Origin of the sequence: Streptomyces sp. NBC_00019 (assembly GCF_045041015.1) — a bacterium.
Classification (GTDB): Bacteria; Actinomycetota; Actinomycetes; order Streptomycetales; family Streptomycetaceae; genus Streptomyces.
On sequence record NZ_CP108302.1, the window covers coordinates 9030399 to 9048194 of the forward strand.

Sequence of the window (17796 nt, forward strand, 5' to 3'; positions counted from 1 at the left end):
CCTGGGAGCACCCCGCATGCATGACGACCGCCGTCTGGTCGAGGCCCGTCTCAAGCGCGTCCTCGACGAGCGCATCCGCCCCGCCGTGTACCCCGAGTCCGTGCCGCTGGAGGTGGCGGTGTGGAACGCCCCCGGTGAACCCGTGCCGGTCGCCGAGGGGCTGGCGGCCGAGCCCGAGCCGATCGAGGTCGGCGCCCGGTGGGGTGCTCCGTGGGGGACCAGCTGGTTCCGGGTCACCGGGACCGTCCCCGGAGCATGGGCCGGCCGGACCGTCGAGGCCCTGCTGGACCTCGGCTTCGACGAGAACATGCCCGGCTTCCAGTGCGAGGGCCTGGTGTACCGGCCCGACGGCACCCCGGTGAAGGGCCTCAACCCGCGCAACCAGTGGGTCAGGATCGGCGCGCCCGTCGAGGGCGGCGAGGAGGTGCGGCTGCACATCGAGGCCGCCTCCAACCCCGTCATCCTCGACTACCACCCCTTCCTGCCCACGCAGTTGGGCGACAAGGAGACGGCGGGCAGCGAGCCCCAGTACACACTCACCCGCATGGACCTCGCCGTCTTCGACGAGACGGTGTGGCAGCTCGTCCTCGACCTGGAAGTGCTCGGCGAGCTGATGCACGAGCTGCCCATGGACTCCGCACGCCGCTGGGAGATCGTGCGGGCGCTGGAGAAGGCGCTGGACGCGATCGACCTCCAGGACGTGAACGGCACCGCCGCGCAGGCGCGGGTACGCCTGGAGACGGTGCTGTCGGAACCCGCCGTGCCCTCCGCCCACCGCATCAGCGCCGTCGGCCATGCCCACATCGACTCGGCGTGGCTGTGGCCGCTGCGGGAGACGGTACGGAAGGTGGCCCGTACGACCTCCAACATGACCGCCCTGCTGGACGACGAGCCGGAGTTCGTCTTCGCCATGTCCCAAGCCCAGCAGTGGGTCTGGGTGAAGGAGCACCGGCCCGAGGTGTGGGCGCGGGTGAAGAAGGCGGTGGCGGACGGGCGGTTCGTGCCGGCCGGCGGTATGTGGGTGGAGTCGGACACCAACATGCCGGGCTCGGAGGCGATGGCCCGTCAGTTCGTGCACGGCAAGCGGTTCTTCCTCGACGAGTTCGGCATCGAGAACGACGAGGCGTGGTTGCCGGACACCTTCGGCTTCGCCGCCGGACTCCCGCAGATCATCAAGGCCGCGGGCTCCAAGTGGCTGCTGACGCAGAAGATCTCCTGGTCGCAGACGAACAAGTTCCCGCACCACACCTTCCGTTGGGAGGGCATCGACGGCACCCGGATCTTCACGCACTTCCCGCCCGTCGACACCTACAACTGCTCCATGAAGGGCAGTGAAATCGCCCACGCGGCCCGGAATTTCAAGGACAAGGGGGTCGCCCGGCACTCCCTCGCCCCGACCGGCTGGGGTGACGGCGGGGGCGGCACGACACGCGAGATGGTCGCCAAGGCGGCCCGACTGCGCGACCTGGAGGGCTCGGCGACCGTGGTCTGGGAGACTCCGGCGGAGTTCTTCGAGAAGGCCGAGGCCGAATACCCCGACGCGCCCGTCTGGGTCGGCGAGCTCTACCTCGAACTCCACCGCGCCACCCTCACCAGCCAGGCGAAGACCAAGCAGGGCAACCGGCGCAGCGAACACCTCCTGCGAGAGGCGGAGCTGTGGGCGGCGACGGCTGCCGTACGCGCCGGACTCCCCTACCCGTACGAGGAGTTGGACCGGATCTGGAAGACGGTGCTGCTCCACCAGTTCCACGACATCCTGCCGGGTTCGTCGATCGCCTGGGTGCACCGCGAGGCGCGGCGGACGTATGAGCGGATCGCCGGGGAACTGACCGCGATCATCGAGGGAGCCCAACGCGCCCTGGCCGGAGAGGGCGTGCGGGAGCTGGTGTTCAACTCGGCACCGCACACCCGCGACGGCGTCCCCGCGGGCGGCGCGAACACACCTGCCGCCGAGGGCCGCACCCGCCTCACCCCGCGCCCCTCAGGCGGCTTCGTCCTGGACAACGGCCTGCTGCGGATCGAGATCGACGCCCAGGGCCTCGTCGTCTCCGCGTACGACATCGAGGCGGACCGCGAGACCGTCGCCCCGGGCGCCGCGGCCAACCTCCTCCAACTCCACCCGGACTTCCCGAACATGTGGGACGCGTGGGACGTCGACGAGTTCTACCGCAACACGGTGACGGACCTGACCGACGCGGACGAGATCGCCCCCGAAGGCGAAGGCGTCCGGATCGTACGGTCCTTCGGCTCGTCCCGCGTCACCCAGGTGCTGTCACTCGCGCCTGGCCAGCGGAGGCTGCTGCTGGACACCGAGGTGGACTGGCACGAGACGGAGAAGTTCCTGAAACTGACCTTCCCCCTGGACGTGCACGCCGAACGCTATGCCTCGGAGACCCAGTTCGGACACTTCCACCGCCCCACCCACACCAACACCAGCTGGGAGGCGGCCAAGTTCGAGGCCTGCAACCACCGCTTCGTCCACCTGGAGGAACCGGGCTGGGGCGTCGCCCTCACCAACGACTCGACGTACGGCCACGACGTGACCCGCACGGTCCGCACCGAGAGCGACAGGGGTACGACGACGACAGTCCGCGTCTCCCTGCTGCGCGCCCCCCGCTTCCCCGACCCCGAGACCGACCAGGGCGTCCACCGCTTCCGGCACGCGCTGATTCCCGGGGCGTCCATCGGGGACGCGGTGCGCGAGGGGTGGCGGATCAACCTGCCGGAACGGCGGGTGACCGGGGCCGTCGCGGTGGCGCCGCTGGTGACGGTCGACGAGGACGCGGTCGTGATCACAGCGGTGAAGCTGGCCGACGACGGGAGCGGTGACGTCGTGGTGCGGCTGCACGAGGCGCACGGGGGCCGGGCCAGGGCGACGCTCACGGCGGGCTTCGAGGTCGTGGACGTCGCGGCCACGGACCTGCTGGAGCGGCAACTGGCCGACGAAGCGGTGGAGCGTGACGGCAACCGGGTGGCGCTGCGACTGCGCCCGTTCGAGCTGGTGACGCTCCGGTTCCGGAGGGCACAATCCGGGACGTGACGATCACCGCGCGGGAACTCAACCGGGCCACGCTCGCCCGTCAGCTGCTGTTGCGCCGGGAGCCGTCGGGGGTCGCCGAAGCGGTCCGGCGGCTCCTGGCCCTCCAGGCGCAACAGCCGGCGTCGCCGTACCTCGCGTTGTGGAACCGGATCGACGGCTTCGCACCGGCCGACCTGGACGCCGCCTTCGCCGACCGCACTCTCGTCAAGGCGACCCTGCTCCGGATCACCCTGCACGCCGTCCACTGCGACGACTACCGGATGGTCCGGGAGGCGATGCGGCCGACGCTGTACGCCTCCCGGTTCGGCCACCGCTTCGCCGCCGCCGGGCTCACACCGGCGGACGCGGCCGAACTGGAGCCGGGGCTGCTGGAGTTCGCCGGGCAGCCCCGGTCGAACGGCGACATGACGGCGTGGCTCGCGGAACGGGTGGGCGCGGAGAAGAAGGACGGGGCGTGGTGGGGGCTGCGGTCGTATGCGCCGCTGGTGCATGTGCCGACGGGCGGGCCGTGGTCCTTCGCGTACGCGCCCGCGTACGTCGCGGCGGCCGAGGGACGCTTCACCGGCGAACCGGCGCCGCAGGAGAAGGCGTTGCAGGCCCTAACCCTGCGGTACCTGGAAGGCTTCGGGCCTGCCTCGATCGCGGACGTGGCGCAGTTCGCCACGGTGCAGCGGGCGCGGGTCCGGATGGCGCTGAGCGCGCTGGGCGAGACGGTGGAGGAACTGGAGGGGCCGGAGGGGACGAAGGTGTACGACGTCCCCGGCAGCCCGCGTCCACCCGCCGACACCCCGGCCCCGCCCCGCCTGATGGCGATGTGGGACAGCGCCCTGCTCGCCCATCACGACCGCAGCCGGGTGATCCCGCCCGACCACCGCCGCCTGGTGATCCGTACCAACGGCGACGTACTGCCGACACTGCTGGTCGACGGCTACGTGGCCGGGGTGTGGCGGCCGGTCGCGGGCGGCATCGAGGCGACGGCCTTCCACGACCTGCCGCGTGCGGCATGGGAGGGCCTGGCCGAGGAGGCCCGTTCGCTCGGCGCGCTACTGGCCGACCGGGAGCCGAACGTCTACAGCCGCTACGGCCACTGGTGGAGCAAGCTGCCGGAGGCGCAGGTACGAACGCTCCCCGTCTAGGTCCCGAGCTGGCTCTTGAGCCACTGTTCCACTTCCCCCACATGAGCGGCCGCCGCGGCCCGCGCCGCCTCCGGATCATGGGCCAGCAGCGCCCGGTGGATCGCGGCATGCTCGCGCCGCGTCCGCTCGAAGGCACCCTCTTCCTGGTAGCCCCGCCAGACCCGGGCGCGGAACGTCCTCGAGGACAGGCCGTCCAGAATCGCCGCCATGGTCTCGTTGCCCGCGGCCGTCGCGATCTCGCGGTGGAAGGCGATGTCGTGGGCGAGGATCTCCTCGGGGTCCTCCGTGGCGTTCATCGCGGTCAGATGCTTCTCCACCTCGGCCAGCTGATCCGGCGTGATCCGCGCCGCCGCCAGTGCCGTCGCCGTCGACTCCAGGATGCGCCGCACCTCGAGGAGCTCCACCAGACGCGGCCCCCGGGACAGATCGGCGACCACGCCGAACGTCTCCAGCAGATCCCCGGCCTCCAGCTGTGTGACGTAGATGCCCGACCCGTGTCGCGCCTCCAGCACCCCCAGCACCGTGAGCGCGCGGATCGCCTCGCGCATCGAGCTGCGGGAGATGCCGAGCTGGACCGCGAGATCCCGTTCGGTGGGCAGCCGCTGGCCCGGCTCCAGGCGTCCCTCGCCGATCATCGCCTTGATCTGGTCGATGGCGCGCTGGGTCACGGTGCCCTTCTGCGGGGCGGTCTCGTCGGCCACGCCATTCCTCCACTCACCAGGTGGCGGAAGTCTAGCCACGGATGTGGTCCGACCACTACGGCCCAAACTCCGGAAAATACGCCGTCGGAGGGTGTTCTTCCGGCAGAGTGGTCTGATAAGTATGCGGTCATCTGCTCGAACACGCTCAACGAGGAGCCGTCAGATGCCCTGCAGGACAGTGCGAAAGCGGAACAGGTCTCGGATGGTCGGCGCGGTGGCAGCGGCCGCGGTCGCCTCGCTCGTGCTCGGCGCGTGCGGGAGCACCAAGGACAGCGCCGACTCGGCCGGCGGCGGGAAAGGGGACGGCACCGGCAAGGTCGGGGTGATCCTGCCCCTGCTCACCTCGCCGTTCTGGCAGTCGTACAACGACTACGTCCCGAAGATGGCGAAGTCCGAGGACGTGGACGCGCTGAAGACCGTCAACTCCAACAGCGACCCCTCGCAGCAGATCACCGACATCAACAACCAGCTCAACCAGGGTGTCGAGGGTCTGGTCGTCGCCCCGCTGGACAGCGCCGCCATCGAGGCCGGCCTCGACCAGGCCGAACGCAAGGGCGTCCCCGTGGTCGCCGTCGACGTCGCGCCCGACAAGGGCAAGGTCGCCATGGTCGTGCGCGCGAACAACGTCGCCTACGGCGAGAAGGCCTGCGACTACCTCGGCAAGCAGATCCCCTCCGGCAAGGTCGTGCAGATCATGGGCGACCTCGCCTCGGTCAACGGCCGGGACCGCTCGGAGGCGTTCCGCGCCTGTGTGAAGAAGAACTTCCCCAAGCTGAAGGTGCTGGAGATCCCCGCCAAGTGGGAGTCCGACACCGCGGCCTCCAAGCTGGACACCCTCCTCAACGCCAACCCCGACATCAAGGGCATCTACATGCAGGCCGGCGGCGTCTACCTCGCGCCGACGCTGCAGACCCTGAAGTCGAAGGGGATGCTGAAGAAGGCCGGCCAGTCCGGCCACATCACGATCGTCTCCAACGACGGCATCCCGCAGGAGTACGACGCCATCCGCAAGGGCGAGATCGACGCCACCGTCTCCCAGCCCGCCGACCTGTACGCCAAGTACGGCATGTACTACATCAAGGCGGCGATGCAGGGGAAGACGTTCCAGCCCGGCCCGACGGACCACGACTCCACCATCGTCAAGCTGCCCAGCGGCATCCTCGAGGACCAGCTGCCCGCCCCCCTGGTCACCAAGGAGAACGTCGACGACCCCGAGCTGTGGGGCAACACGGTCGGATGAGCAGCCAGGCCGGCACCCCCCTCGTCGAGGCCCGCGGCATCGTCAAGCGCTACGGCCCCACCACCGCGCTCGCCGACGGCAGGCTCACCGTCCTGCCCGGCGAGTCCCACGCCCTCGTCGGCCGCAACGGCGCCGGCAAGTCGACCCTGGTCACCGTGCTCACCGGCCTCCAGGCGCCCGACGAGGGCGAGGTCCGCTTCGACGGCGAGCCCGCACCCGCGCTCGCCGACCGGGACGCCTGGCGCCGCAAGGTCGCCTGCGTCTACCAGAAGCCGACCGTCGTCCCCGAACTCACCGTCGCCGAGAACCTGTTCATCAACCGGCAGCCCCTCAAGGGCCGTTTCATCAGCTGGCGCCGCCTCAGGGAAGAAGCCGCGGCGCTCCTCGACACCTGGGACGTGCACGTCGACCCGGAGGCACGCACCGCCGACCTCAAGGTCGAGGACCGCCAAATGGTGGAGATAGCCCGGGCGTTGAGCTTCGGAGCCCGCTTCATCGTCCTCGACGAACCGACCGCCCAGCTCGACAAGCGGGAGATCGAGCGGCTCTTCGCCCGGATGCGGGCCCTGCAGGAGAACGGCGTCACGTTCCTCTTCATCTCCCACCATCTCCAGGAGGTCTACGAGGTCTGCCAGACCGTCACCGTCCTGCGGGACGCCCGCTGGATCACCACGGCCCCCGTGGCCGACATGCCCCGCGCGGCCCTCGTCGAGGCCATGGCCGGAGAGACCATCGCCGAGCAGACCGTGGCGGTGAGGGACGTCGACCGCACCGCACCCGTCGTCCTGGAGGCCCGAGGCCTCACCTCAGGCGCCTACCGGGACGTCGACCTGACCGTCCGCCGCGGCGAGGTCGTCGGGCTCGCCGGCATCAGCGGCAGCGGCAAGACCGAGCTCGCCGAATCGTTCACGGGGCTGCACACGCCCACCGGCGGCACAGCCCGACTCGACGGCCGGCCGCTGCCGTTCGGGGACGTGCACAGATCTTTGGAAGCGGGCGTCGGGTGTGTCCCGCGCGACCGGCACGGCCAGGGCCTGGTGTTCGGCATGACCATCGGCGACAACGCCACCATGACCGTCCTGGACCGGCTCGGCCGCTTCGGCTTCGTCGGCAGTGACCGCAAGCGCGGCTTCGCCACCGAGCTGATCGAGCGTCTCGACATCCACACCGAGGGCCCCGACCAGCCGGTGTCCGACCTCTCCGGCGGCAACGCGCAGAAGGTCGTCATGGCCCGCGCCCTGGCCTCCGACCCCCGCCTGCTGGTGCTCATCAACCCCACCGCGGGCGTCGACGTGAAGTCCAAGGAATCCCTGCTGGCCCGCGTGGACACCGCCCGCGAGGACGGCACCGCGGTACTCGTCGTCTCCGACGAACTCGACGACCTGCGCCGCTGCGACCGCGTCCTCGTCCTCTTCCACGGCCGCGTGGTCGCCGAGCACCCGGCGGGCTGGCGCGACCACGAGCTGATCGCCTCCATCGAAGGAGTGGACCATGGCTGACACCAAGGCGGCCCGGCCGCTCGCGCCCGTACGAGCCCTGGCCCCCCGGTCGGCCCGTACGGTCCTGCTGCGCCGCGCCCGCGAACTGGCCCTCGTACCCGCCCTGTTGGTGCTCATGGTGCTGGGCACGATCGTCAACGACTCGTTCCTCACCGAACGCAACCTGATCTCGATCCTCGGCGCCTCCGCCGCACTCGCCATGGTCGTGCTGGCCGAGTCACTGGTGCTGATCACCGGCAAGTTCGACCTGTCCCTGGAGTCCGTCGTCGGAATCGCGCCCGCCGTGGGCGCGCTGCTGGTGCTGCCGGCCGCCCAGTCCGGCTGGGGCACCGAACTCCCGCCCGCGCTCGCGCTGTTCGCGGTGCTCCTGGTGGGCGCCGCCGTCGGCGCCTTCAACGGCATCCTCGTCGTCAAGTTCAAGCTCAACGCGTTCATCGTGACGCTCGCGATGCTGATCGTGCTGCGCGGACTGCTGGTCGGCGCGACCAAGGGCAAGACGCTGTTCGGGATGCCCGACAGCTTCTACTCCCTGGCGACCACCACCTTCCTGACCGTCCCGATGTCCGTGTGGGTCGCGGCGGTCGCCTTCGCGGTCGCCGGACTCGTCCTGAAGTACCACCGCATCGGCCGCGCCCTGTACGCCATCGGCGGCAACGCCGACGCGGCCCGCGCCGCCGGTATCCGCGTCGAACGCGTGATGCTCGGCGTGTTCGTGGTCGCGGGCACGCTGGCCGCGGTCGGCGGGATCATGCAGACCGGGTACGTGGGCGCGATCAGCGCCAACCAGGGCAACAACATGATCTTCACCGTCTTCGCGGCCGCGGTGATCGGCGGCATCAGCCTCGACGGCGGCAAGGGCACCATGTTCGGCGCCCTGACCGGCGTACTCCTCCTCGGCGTCGTCCAGAACCTGCTCACCCTCGCCCAGGTGCCGTCCTTCTGGATCCAGGCCATCTACGGCGGAATCATCCTGCTCGCCCTGATCATCGCCCGGGTGACGACCGGCCGCGCCCAGGACTGACCCGCCTGTTCCCACGACCCCGACCGAGAGGCCCTCAGTGTCACCGACCCCCGGCCCCCCTGTTCGCATCATTGCGCTCGACACCTACGACATCCGCTTCCCGACCTCGCGCGAGCTCGACGGCTCCGACGCGATGAACCCGGACCCCGACTACTCGGCCGCGTACGTCGTCCTGCGCACCGACGGGACCGACGGGCACGAGGGGCACGGTTTCAGCTTCACCATCGGGCGGGGCAACGAGGTCCAGGTGGCCGCGATCCACGCGCTCAGGCACCACGTGATCGGCCGGGACGTCGGCGAACTCTGCGCCGACCCGGGGACCCTCAACCGCGACCTGATCGGCGACAGCCAGCTGCGCTGGCTCGGCCCCGAGAAGGGCGTGATGCACATGGCGATCGGCGCCGTCATGAACGCCGTGTGGGACCTGGCAGCCAAGCGCGCCGACAAGCCGCTGTGGCGGCTGCTCGCCGACGCCGACCCCGAGTGGCTGGTCGCCCAGATCGACTTCCGGTACCTCACGGACGTCCTCACCCCCCAAGAGGCGCTGGAGATCCTCCGCAAGGGCCGGGAGGGCGCCGGGGAACGCACGGCCGGGCTGCTGGAGCGCGGCTATCCCGCCTACACGACCTCCCCCGGCTGGCTCGGCTACAGCGACGAGAAGCTCACCCGGCTCGCGACCCAGGCCGTCGCCGACGGCTTCCGGCAGATCAAGCTGAAGGTCGGCGCGGACCTCGACGACGACGTACGGCGCTGCCGTGTCGCCCGCCAGGTCGTCGGCCCCGACGTCCGCATCGCCATCGACGCCAACCAGCGCTGGGACGTCGACGACGCGATCCGCTGGACCAAGGCGCTCGCCGAGTTCGACCCCTACTGGATCGAGGAGCCCACCAGCCCCGACGACATCCTCGGCCACGCGGCGATCCGCCAGGCCGTCGCCCCGGTGAAGGTGGCCACCGGCGAGCACGTCCAGAACCGCGTCGTCTTCAAGCAGCTCCTCCAGGCCGGCGCCCTCGACGTCGTCCAGATCGACGCGGCCCGTGTCGGGGGCGTGCACGAGAACCTCGCGATCCTGCTGCTCGCCGCGAAGTTCGGCGTACCGGTGTGCCCGCACGCGGGCGGCGTCGGTCTGTGCGAACTTGTCCAGCACCTGTCGATGTTCGACTATGTGGCGGTCACCGGCACCACCGAGGACCGGGTCATCGAGTACGTCGACCATCTGCACGACCACTTCCTCGACCCGGTGGTGATCAGGGAAGGCCACTACATGACACCCACCGCACCGGGCTTCTCGGCCGCCATGAAGGCCGAGTCGATCGCGCGGTACACATTCCCGGACGGCGCCTTCTGGGCCGCCGACCTCGAGACCTCGGGCAAGAAGGGGCATGCGGCATGAGTGACTTCGAGGGGCTGAAAGCCCTGGTGACCGGCGGCGCCTCCGGCATCGGCCGGTCCACCGCCGAACTCCTGGCCGCACGCGGCGCCCAGGTCGCCGTCCTCGACCTGAACCCCTCCTCGGTGGCGGAGCCGCTGCTCGGTTTCAAGGCCGACGTCACCGACGACGCCTCGGTGCGCGAGGCGGTCGCCGCCGCCGTCGCGGAGCTCGGTGGCCTCGACATACTGGTCAACAACGCGGGCATCGGCGCCCAGGGCACCGTCGAGGACAACGACGACGCCGAGTGGCACCGCGTCCTGGACGTCAACGTCGTCGGCATGGTCCGCGCCGCCCGTGCCGCCCTGCCCCACCTGCGCCGGTCCACGCATGCGGCCATCGTCAACACCTGCTCCATCGCCGCCACCGCGGGCCTCCCGCAACGCGCCCTCTACAGCGCGACCAAGGGCGCCGTGCACTCCCTCACCCTCGCGATGGCCGCCGACCACGTCCGCGAGGGCATCCGCGTCAACTGCGTCAACCCCGGCACCGCCGACACGCCCTGGATCGGCCGCCTCCTCGACAAGGCCCCCGACCCCGCCGCCGAACGCGCCGCCCTGGAGGCCCGTCAGCCCACCGGCCGTCTCGTCTCGGCGGACGAGGTCGCGGGCGCCATCGCCTATCTGGCCAGCCCGCTGTCCGGCGCCACCACCGGCACCTCCCTCGCGGTCGACGGCGGCATGCACGGCCTGCGACTGCGCCCGGCGGGCCAGTGACGACCCCCGGGACCCCGAGCGGCCTGGGCTTCGGGGCCGCCGGCATCGGCAACCTCTTCACCGAGGTCACCGACGAGCAGGCGTACGAGGCCGTGTCCGCCGCCTGGCAGCGCGGCATCCGCTACTACGACACCGCACCCCACTACGGCATCGGCCTCTCCGAACGCCGCCTCGGCGCGGCCCTGCGCGAGCACCCGCGCGAGGAGTACACGATCTCGACGAAGGTCGGCCGCCGCCTGGAGCCCTGGGCCGGCGGCGGTGACGACCTCGCGGACGGCTTCGCGGTCCCCGCCACGCACCGCCGCGTCTGGGACTTCACCGAGGACGGCATCCGACGCACTCTGGACGCCAGTCTGGAACGGCTCGGCCTCGACCGCGTCGACGTCGTCTACCTCCACGACCCCGACGACCACGCCGAAGCGGCCTTCCGGGAGGGCTACCCGGCCCTGGAGAAGCTCCGCTCGGAGGGCGTGGTCGGAGCGATCGGCGCCGGCATGAACCAGACGGAGATGCTCACCCGCTTCGTGCGCGACACCGACGTGGACGTGGTGCTGTGCGCGGGCCGCTACACACTGCTGGACCACAGCGCGCTGACCGACCTGCTGCCCGCGGCCGTCGCCCGCGGCACCTCCGTCGTCGTCGGCGGTGCCTTCAACTCCGGCCTGCTGGCCGACCCGCGCCCGGGAGCGACGTACAACTACACCAGCGCAACGCCCGAGTTGCTGGACCGGGCCCTGCACCTGAAGTCCGTCGCCGAGCGTCACGGCACCACCCTGCGGGCCGCAGCCCTGGCCTTCTGCGCGGCCCACCCGGCGGTGACCAGCGTCCTCGTCGGCGCCCGCTCGGCGGCCGAAGTCCACGACTGCGCCGACCAGTTCGAGACCGCGGTGCCACCGGAGTTCTGGCAGGAGCTCAGGGACACCGGATACCTGCCGGTGGAGGAGCCGTCATGAGAGTCGCCCTGCACACCAAGGTCCGCGCCGACCGCATCGCCGAGTACGACGCGGCCCACCGCGAGGTCCCGAAGGAACTCACCGACGCGATCCGCGCCGCCGGCGCCACCTCCTGGACCATCTGGCGCAGCGGCACCGACCTCTTCCACGTCCTGGAGTGCGAGGACTACGGCCGGCTCCTCGCCGAACTGGAGAAACTGCCGGTCAACGTCGCCTGGCAGGCCCGCATGGCCGAGCTCCTCGACGTCGTCCACGACTACTCCGACGAGGGCTCGGCCGCCGGCCTGCCCGTCGTGTGGGAGCTGCCGTGACGGTCGACGCGCACCACCACGTGTGGGACCTGTCGGTGCGCGACCAGGACTGGATCGCCGAGGACAGCCCGATCCGTCGGGACTTCACCGTCGCGGACCTGGCCCCCGAGGCAGCGGCCGCCGGAGTGGACCGGACGGTACTCGTCCAGACGATCACCGTCGCCGAGGAGACCCCGGAGTTCCTGGCGCTGGCCGCCGAACACGACCTGATCGCCGGTGTCGTCGGCTGGACCGACCTCACCCGTCCCGACATCGCCGACGAACTGGCCCGCCTCAAGGAACTCCCCGGCGGCCGGTACCTCAAGGGCATCCGCCACCAGGTCCAGGGCGAGCCCGACCCGGAGTGGCTGCTGCGGGCGGACGTACGGCGGGGTCTCGCCGCCGTGGCCGCGGCAGGCCTCGTCTACGACCTTCTCGTCCTGCCCCGCCAACTGCCCGCCTGCGTCGAGGCGGCCGCCGCCCTGCCACAACTCACCTTCGTCCTGGACCACGTGGGCAAGCCCCCCATCGCCTCCGGCCCCCTCGAACCCTGGGCCGCCGGCCTCCGTGCCCTCGCCGCGCACCCCAACACGGTCTGCAAGCTCTCCGGCATGGTCACCGAGGCCGACCCCGCGGGCTGGACCGTGGACGACCTGCGCCCGTACGCCGACGTCGTCCTGGACGCCTTCGGCCCGGACCGTCTGATGTTCGGCTCGGACTGGCCGGTGTGCGGCCTGGCGGCGACGTACGCCCAAGTCCTGGACGCGGCACAGGAACTGGTCGGCTCCCATGACCGGCGGATCTTCGAGACGACCGCCACCAGGGTCTACGACCTCTGAGTCACCCCCGCCAGCCTGGTCGGCGGCAGATACTCCCGCACATACGTCCGCTCCCAGCAGGCGCCCGTCTCCCGCAGCTCGCGCCAGCTCGTGTACTGGTAGCGGAAGAGGCGGGCGCGGATGTAGCGGGGCGGTGCGTCGGGCGGGAAGGGGGAGCGGCGCAGCAGCTTGAGGGTGTCGCGGTCGTTCTCCAGGAGCCGTTCCACGAAGGTGCCGAACCATGAATCGGCGTAGGACGGGGAGAGCGCGGCGAACCACATCAGCCAGTCCAGGCGCAGGTGGTACGGCGCGAACTGACGCGGCCAGTGCCGGGGGTCGCCGGGCTTGCCCTTGAACTCGTACTCCCGCCAGTCCGAGTCCTCGCGCGGCACCTCGTCGGCCGTGCCCTCGACCACCACCTCGTACCGGAACCGGCTGACACTGCCGAACGCCCCGTAGGTGTTGACCAGGTGGAGCGGGTCGAAGGAGCGGTTCATGATCTGGCGGCGGGAGATCATGTTCGTCACCGGGTGGTAGCTGAGGTACGCGATCAGCGTGGCGACGGTCAGGACCACGATCTCGTACCAGAGCGGGGCGGCTGGCCGGGAAGGCGGGTCGCCCGGGAGCTCCAGCGCCGAGACCGCGAGCACGATCGTGATCCAGTTCAGCCAGGAGAAGTTGCCCGACAGGACCAGCCACAGCTGGGTGACGATCATCAGGGACGCGGCGGCCGTGGCGATCGGCTGCGGGGTGAACAGCAGGACGGGGACGACGAGTTGGGTGAAGTGGTTCGCCGCCACCTCGGCCCGGTGCAGCGGGCGGGGGAGATGGTGGAAGAACCAGCTCAGCGGGCCCGGCATCGGCTGGGTCTCGTGGTGGTAGTCCAGGCAGGTCAGCTTCCGCCAGCACGCGTCGCCGCGCATCTTGATCAGCCCCGCGCCGAACTCCACCCGGAACAGGATCCAGCGCAACAGGAACAGCACGACGATCGGCGGGGCCACCTCGTCGTTGCCGAGGAACACGGCGAGGAAGCCGACCTCGAGGAGCAGGGACTCCCAGCCGAAGCTGTACCAGGTCTGGCCGACGTTGACGATCGACAGATACAGCACCCACGGCATCAGCCACAGCAACATGCCGCCCCACAACGGCAGTTGTGAGTCGAGGCCGGCCAGCAGCGCCGCCGAGATCGCGCAGCCCGACCAGGCGCAGGCCGCGAAGAAGCGGTCCGAGTAGTGCAGTTGGAACAGGCTCGGTGCCGCCTTGAAAGGGATCCGCCGGACATGGCGGGGGATGGGCAGCATGCCGCGCGCGCCGAGCAGGGCCCTGAACTGCAGGGCCGCCGTCAGGAACGCGACGAGGTAGACGCCGGCCAGGGCCCGCTGGAAGACCAGTCGGCTCAGCCAGTAGTCGGGTGCGGTGAACCAGTCCACGGCCAGTACTCCTCCGTCCAGTGTCGCGCCGGAACCCTATGTCACGCTCCGTGTACCGCGCCTCCGCTTGCGTAACCCAAGTGAGTGAAGCAGACAATGGTGACGAACTGCCCAGCGTGAGGCGGGAGAGCACGGTGCGTCCATCCACCGGAACCTTCGTCACGGCCTGCGCGCTCTCGACGGCACTGATCGCCGTCGGCTGCGTCGGCTCCGGCGACGAGACCACGAATTCCAGCGGAGAACTCTTTCTCCAGCCCGTCGCGGCCCCGGGTCCCGACCCCTTCACGGACTCGACGCAGACCTCGGCGGCCACACCCTCGCCCGTCACCCGAACGCGGCAACCGGCACAGTCGGGCGTGCGGTCGATCTCCGGCGGGACGCCCGGCCTGTACGGCGGCACCGTCGGGTCCGGCAGCTGTGACGTGAACCGGCAGATCGGCCATCTCACGACGGACCGGGCCAAGGGGCAGGCCTTCGCACAGGTCGAGGGCATCTCCCAGGACTCGATCCCGTCGTATCTGCGCTCGCTGACCTCGGTCGTGCTGCGCGCCGACACCCGTGTCACCAACCACGGCTACCGGGACGGGCGCACCACCACCTACCAGTCCGTCCTCCAGAGCGGCACCGCGGTCCTCGTCGACACCCGGGGCGTGCCGCGGGTCCGGTGTGCCTGCGGCAACCCGCTCACGCCGGCGCGGGCGACGAGCGGCGGCACGGTCACCAGCGGGCGGCCGTGGTCCGGCTACCGGCACGGCCAGGTGGTCGTGGTGGCCCCATCGCCCCGGGTGATCACCCACATCACGATCATCGACATCGTCGACAACACCTGGATCGAGCGGCGCTGCGGGCATGACACCCGGCACGACCACGTCGTACCGCGTCCGCAGCCGCCGGCGCCGACATCGACTCATACGCCGAGCCCGTCCAGGAGCGAGTCCGGCGCTCCGGAGAGCTGGTCCGACGCGAGTCCGAGTACGGACGCGAGCGCAGACCCGAGCGTCGGCCCGAGCGCCGGTGAGAGCGCCTCCCCGAGCGACGAGAGCTCCGCGCCGGACAGGCCGGCGACCGACTGCGTCACCCCGACCGTCACCGCCACCCCGGGCGTCCCCGTGACCGGCACTCCCGCCCCCGAGGACCCCGCCTGCCCCGCCGCCACGGTCACGGGGACGCCTCCGACCGCGACCGTGCCCGACGAGCCCACGGTCGAGGACCCGTCGGTCACCGAGGAGGAGGTCGGTCCCGAGACCGTCCCGGACACCCCCGACGTCCCCGACGGCGGCGGCCTGATCCCCGACGGTCCCGACCAGCCGACGGCGACCGACAGCATCTTCGACAGCCCCACCGGCGTATTCGGAGGCTGACCCCTACGCGTCGGTCCCTACCAGTCGAAGAATCAGACAAACCCTGGCAAGGTGGGCCCATGGTTGATCGGGGAGCGAGCGCCCTGTCACTCCCGGACGACTGGCCCGCCCACCCGGACCCGATCCTGGCGCTCAACCGCATGGGCAGCTTCGACTGGGACCTGGACACCGGTCTGTTCCACATGGACGCCCAGGCCCACGAGGTCTTCGACCTGCGCCCCGACGAATACAACGGCCACCCCGAGACCCTCGCGATCCGGGTCCCGTCCCCGGAGGCCTACCGGCTCGACGCCCTGGTCTCCCAGGCCATGAAGGACGGCAGCGAGAACTACGGCACCTACTTCCGCATCCGCTGCCGCAACGGCAAACTGCGCTGGACCCACACCCAGGGCTACATCCGGCGGGACGAGACGGGCCGCCCGCGCCGCATCGTCGGCATCGTCCGGGACGCCACCCAGGAAGTCCAGGACATCGAGGACCGCCGCAGACAGGCCAGCCGGGACGAGGCCCGGCAGGAGCAGACCAACGTCGTCCAGCTGACCACGGCGGCCCTCGCGTACGCCCGCACCGTCGACGACGTCATCGACGTCCTCAAGGACACCCACGGCCTCACCCACCTCGGCGCCACCAGCCTCGTCATGGGTCTGGTCGAGGCGGGCCGTATCCGGCTGGTCGCGGAGGGCCCCGCGGGCAGCTTCGTCCCCGGCACCGACGTCACCCGCATCGACGAGCCGTACCCGATGAGCGAGGTCGTGCGCACCCTGACCCCGCGCTTCATCGAGTCGCCGCAGGAGTTCGCCGAAAGCTATCCGGTGCTGTGGCCGCACATCACCGACCTGAGCATCACCTCGGCCGCCTACCTTCCGCTGATCGCCCAGGCCCGGCCCATCGGCGCCATGGGCCTGCTCTACAGCGACCGGCGCGGCTTCTCGCCCGAGGACCGCAACGTCCTCGTCGCGCTGGGCTCCAGCATCGCGCAGAGCCTGCAACGGGCCATGTTCTACGAGCAGGAGAAGGACCTCGCCAGCGGGCTCCAGCAGGCCATGCTGCCGCGCACCATTCCCAGCGTGCGCGGTGCCGACGTCGCCGTCCGCTACCGCTCGGCCGCCCTCGGCCGGGACATCGGCGGCGACTGGTACGACCTCATCCCGCTGCCCGGCGGCCGGGTCGGCGCCGTCATCGGCGACGTCCAGGGCCATGACACCCACGCCGCCGCCGTCATGGGCCAGCTGCGGATCGTCCTGCGCGCCTACGCCGCCGAGGGGCACACCCCCGCCACCGTGATGGCCCGCGCCTCCGTCTTCCTGCACGAACTGGACACCGACCGCTTCGCGACCTGCCTGTACGCCGAGGCGGACCTCGCCACCGGAGTCGTCCAGGTCGTCCGGGCGGGCCATATCGACCCCCTCGTACGGCAGGCCGACGGCAGCTGCCGCCGTGTCCCCGTCGAGGGCGGGCTGCCGCTCGGTCTGTCCGCCGAGTTCGGGCGTCTGGAGTACCCCGTCGGCACGGTCGAACTCGACCCCGGCAACACGCTGATGCTGTGCACCGACGGCCTGGTCGAGACGCCCGGCGCCGACCTCGACGACGGCATGCAGACCCTCACCGCCCTCATCGCCTCCGGTCCCGCGGACGTCCGCGACCTCGCCGACCGGCTGATCGACGTGGCCGAGGAACGCGGCGGCGACGACGACGTGGCCCTGCTCCTGCTGCGCCGCCGGGGCCTGGACGCCCCGCAGTCCGGCGGCCGGCTCCAGCAGCACGTCGCCTCGGGCGATCCGGAGGCGCTGGCCGAGGCCCGGCACATGATCCGCGCGGCGGTCCGGGCCTGGGGCGCCCGGGACCGGGCCGACGAGATCGAGCTGGTCGCCGACGAACTGGTCACCAACGCCCTCATGCACACCGAGGGCTCCGCCATCGTCACCCTGCGGGTCATGGCCGGCTCCGACCGCCGGCTCCGCGTCGAGGTCGAGGACTCCTCCAGCGCCCTGCCGCGCCGCCGCGAGGCGGGGGAGTCGGGGGTCTCGGGGCGGGGCCTGCTCCTGGTCGACCTGCTCACCGACGTGTGGGGCGTGGAAGCGCGGGGCGGCGGCAAGTGCGTGTGGTGCGAGTTCGTGGTGCGGGAACGGAGCTGAGCACTCCGGCCCCCGGTGGCACTCTGG

The 17796-nt window shown here is 71.1% G+C and carries 14 protein-coding genes; 12 read left to right on the forward strand and 2 right to left on the reverse strand.

Annotation, left to right across the window (positions count from 1 at the left end):
- The first annotated feature begins 16 nt into the window (after positions 1–16).
- On the forward strand, positions 17–3040 hold the full coding sequence (locus OHU89_RS41830) for an alpha-mannosidase (protein WP_405650364.1): 3024 nt from the start codon (positions 17–19) through the stop codon (positions 3038–3040).
- Entirely contained in the window at positions 3037–4176 is a 1140-nt protein-coding gene (locus OHU89_RS41835) for a winged helix DNA-binding domain-containing protein (protein ID WP_405650365.1), read from the forward strand. The genes OHU89_RS41830 and OHU89_RS41835 overlap by 4 nt, the downstream gene beginning before the upstream one ends.
- Here the strand turns inward: OHU89_RS41835 and OHU89_RS41840 are convergent.
- Positions 4173–4877 (reverse strand): FadR/GntR family transcriptional regulator, encoded by a 705-nt coding sequence (locus OHU89_RS41840; RefSeq protein WP_405650367.1) that lies wholly within the window; start codon positions 4875–4877, stop codon positions 4173–4175. The genes OHU89_RS41835 and OHU89_RS41840 overlap by 4 nt on opposite strands.
- 163 nt (positions 4878–5040) lie before the next feature.
- Here OHU89_RS41840 and OHU89_RS41845 point away from each other — a divergent pair, with 163 nt between their 5' ends.
- The 8 genes from OHU89_RS41845 to OHU89_RS41880 are packed head-to-tail and all read left to right on the forward strand — an operon-like array spanning position 5041 to position 12864.
- The gene (locus tag OHU89_RS41845) at positions 5041–6117 is read left to right on the forward strand and encodes a sugar ABC transporter substrate-binding protein (RefSeq protein WP_405650368.1); all 1077 of its coding nucleotides are present in this window, start codon (positions 5041–5043) and stop codon (positions 6115–6117) included.
- A complete protein-coding gene (locus OHU89_RS41850) occupies positions 6114–7616 on the forward strand; it encodes a sugar ABC transporter ATP-binding protein (protein ID WP_405650369.1) in 1503 nt (500 codons plus the stop codon). Before OHU89_RS41845 ends, OHU89_RS41850 begins: the two co-directional genes overlap by 4 nt.
- Entirely contained in the window at positions 7609–8637 is a 1029-nt protein-coding gene (locus OHU89_RS41855; protein ID WP_266885170.1) for an ABC transporter permease, read from the forward strand. Before OHU89_RS41850 ends, OHU89_RS41855 begins: the two co-directional genes overlap by 8 nt.
- Before the next feature lie 37 nt (positions 8638–8674).
- Positions 8675–10030 (forward strand): L-fuconate dehydratase, encoded by a 1356-nt coding sequence (locus tag OHU89_RS41860; RefSeq protein ID WP_405650371.1) that lies wholly within the window; start codon positions 8675–8677, stop codon positions 10028–10030.
- On the forward strand, positions 10027–10782 hold the full coding sequence (locus OHU89_RS41865; protein ID WP_405650373.1) for an SDR family NAD(P)-dependent oxidoreductase: 756 nt from the start codon (positions 10027–10029) through the stop codon (positions 10780–10782). The genes OHU89_RS41860 and OHU89_RS41865 overlap by 4 nt, the downstream gene beginning before the upstream one ends.
- Positions 10779–11735 carry an aldo/keto reductase gene (locus OHU89_RS41870; protein ID WP_405650375.1) on the forward strand — a complete coding sequence of 319 codons (957 nt, stop codon included), beginning with the start codon at positions 10779–10781 and terminating at the stop codon, positions 11733–11735. Before OHU89_RS41865 ends, OHU89_RS41870 begins: the two co-directional genes overlap by 4 nt.
- Positions 11732–12046 carry an L-rhamnose mutarotase gene (locus OHU89_RS41875; RefSeq protein ID WP_266885161.1) on the forward strand — a complete coding sequence of 105 codons (315 nt, stop codon included), beginning with the start codon at positions 11732–11734 and terminating at the stop codon, positions 12044–12046. Before OHU89_RS41870 ends, OHU89_RS41875 begins: the two co-directional genes overlap by 4 nt.
- Complete coding sequence (locus OHU89_RS41880; RefSeq protein WP_405650376.1) at positions 12043–12864, forward strand: amidohydrolase family protein; 822 nt, start codon at positions 12043–12045, stop codon at positions 12862–12864. The genes OHU89_RS41875 and OHU89_RS41880 overlap by 4 nt, the downstream gene beginning before the upstream one ends.
- On the opposite strand, the gene OHU89_RS41885 is transcribed toward OHU89_RS41880, so the two are convergent.
- The gene (locus OHU89_RS41885) at positions 12852–14273 is read right to left on the reverse strand and encodes a lipase maturation factor family protein (protein ID WP_405650378.1); all 1422 of its coding nucleotides are present in this window, start codon (positions 14271–14273) and stop codon (positions 12852–12854) included. The genes OHU89_RS41880 and OHU89_RS41885 overlap by 13 nt on opposite strands.
- A gap of 134 nt (positions 14274–14407) precedes the next feature.
- On the opposite strand from OHU89_RS41885, the gene OHU89_RS41890 reads away from it, so the two are divergent.
- Together OHU89_RS41890 and OHU89_RS41895 are read left to right on the forward strand one after the other, a co-directional pair.
- Entirely contained in the window at positions 14408–15634 is a 1227-nt protein-coding gene (locus OHU89_RS41890) for a DUF6777 domain-containing protein (RefSeq protein ID WP_405650380.1), read from the forward strand.
- A 59-nt stretch (positions 15635–15693) separates the two neighbouring features.
- Positions 15694–17769, forward strand: coding sequence for a SpoIIE family protein phosphatase (locus OHU89_RS41895; protein WP_405650381.1), 2076 nt, complete (start codon positions 15694–15696; stop codon positions 17767–17769).
- Positions 17770–17796: the final 27 nt, after the last annotated feature.

Bases quoted from the DNA above. Each gene is read 5' to 3' on its own strand.
- OHU89_RS41830 (WP_405650364.1), top strand. From the start codon at position 17: ATGCATGACGACCGCCGTCTGGTCGAGGCCCGTCTCAAGCGCGTCCTC.
- OHU89_RS41845 (WP_405650368.1), top strand. From the start codon at position 5,041: ATGCCCTGCAGGACAGTGCGAAAGCGGAACAGGTCTCGGATGGTCGGC.
- OHU89_RS41850 (WP_405650369.1), top strand. From the start codon at position 6,114: ATGAGCAGCCAGGCCGGCACCCCCCTCGTCGAGGCCCGCGGCATCGTC.
- OHU89_RS41855 (WP_266885170.1), top strand. From the start codon at position 7,609: ATGGCTGACACCAAGGCGGCCCGGCCGCTCGCGCCCGTACGAGCCCTG.
- OHU89_RS41865 (WP_405650373.1), top strand. From the start codon at position 10,027: ATGAGTGACTTCGAGGGGCTGAAAGCCCTGGTGACCGGCGGCGCCTCC.
- OHU89_RS41875 (WP_266885161.1), top strand. From the start codon at position 11,732: ATGAGAGTCGCCCTGCACACCAAGGTCCGCGCCGACCGCATCGCCGAG.
- OHU89_RS41895 (WP_405650381.1), top strand. From the start codon at position 15,694: ATGGTTGATCGGGGAGCGAGCGCCCTGTCACTCCCGGACGACTGGCCC.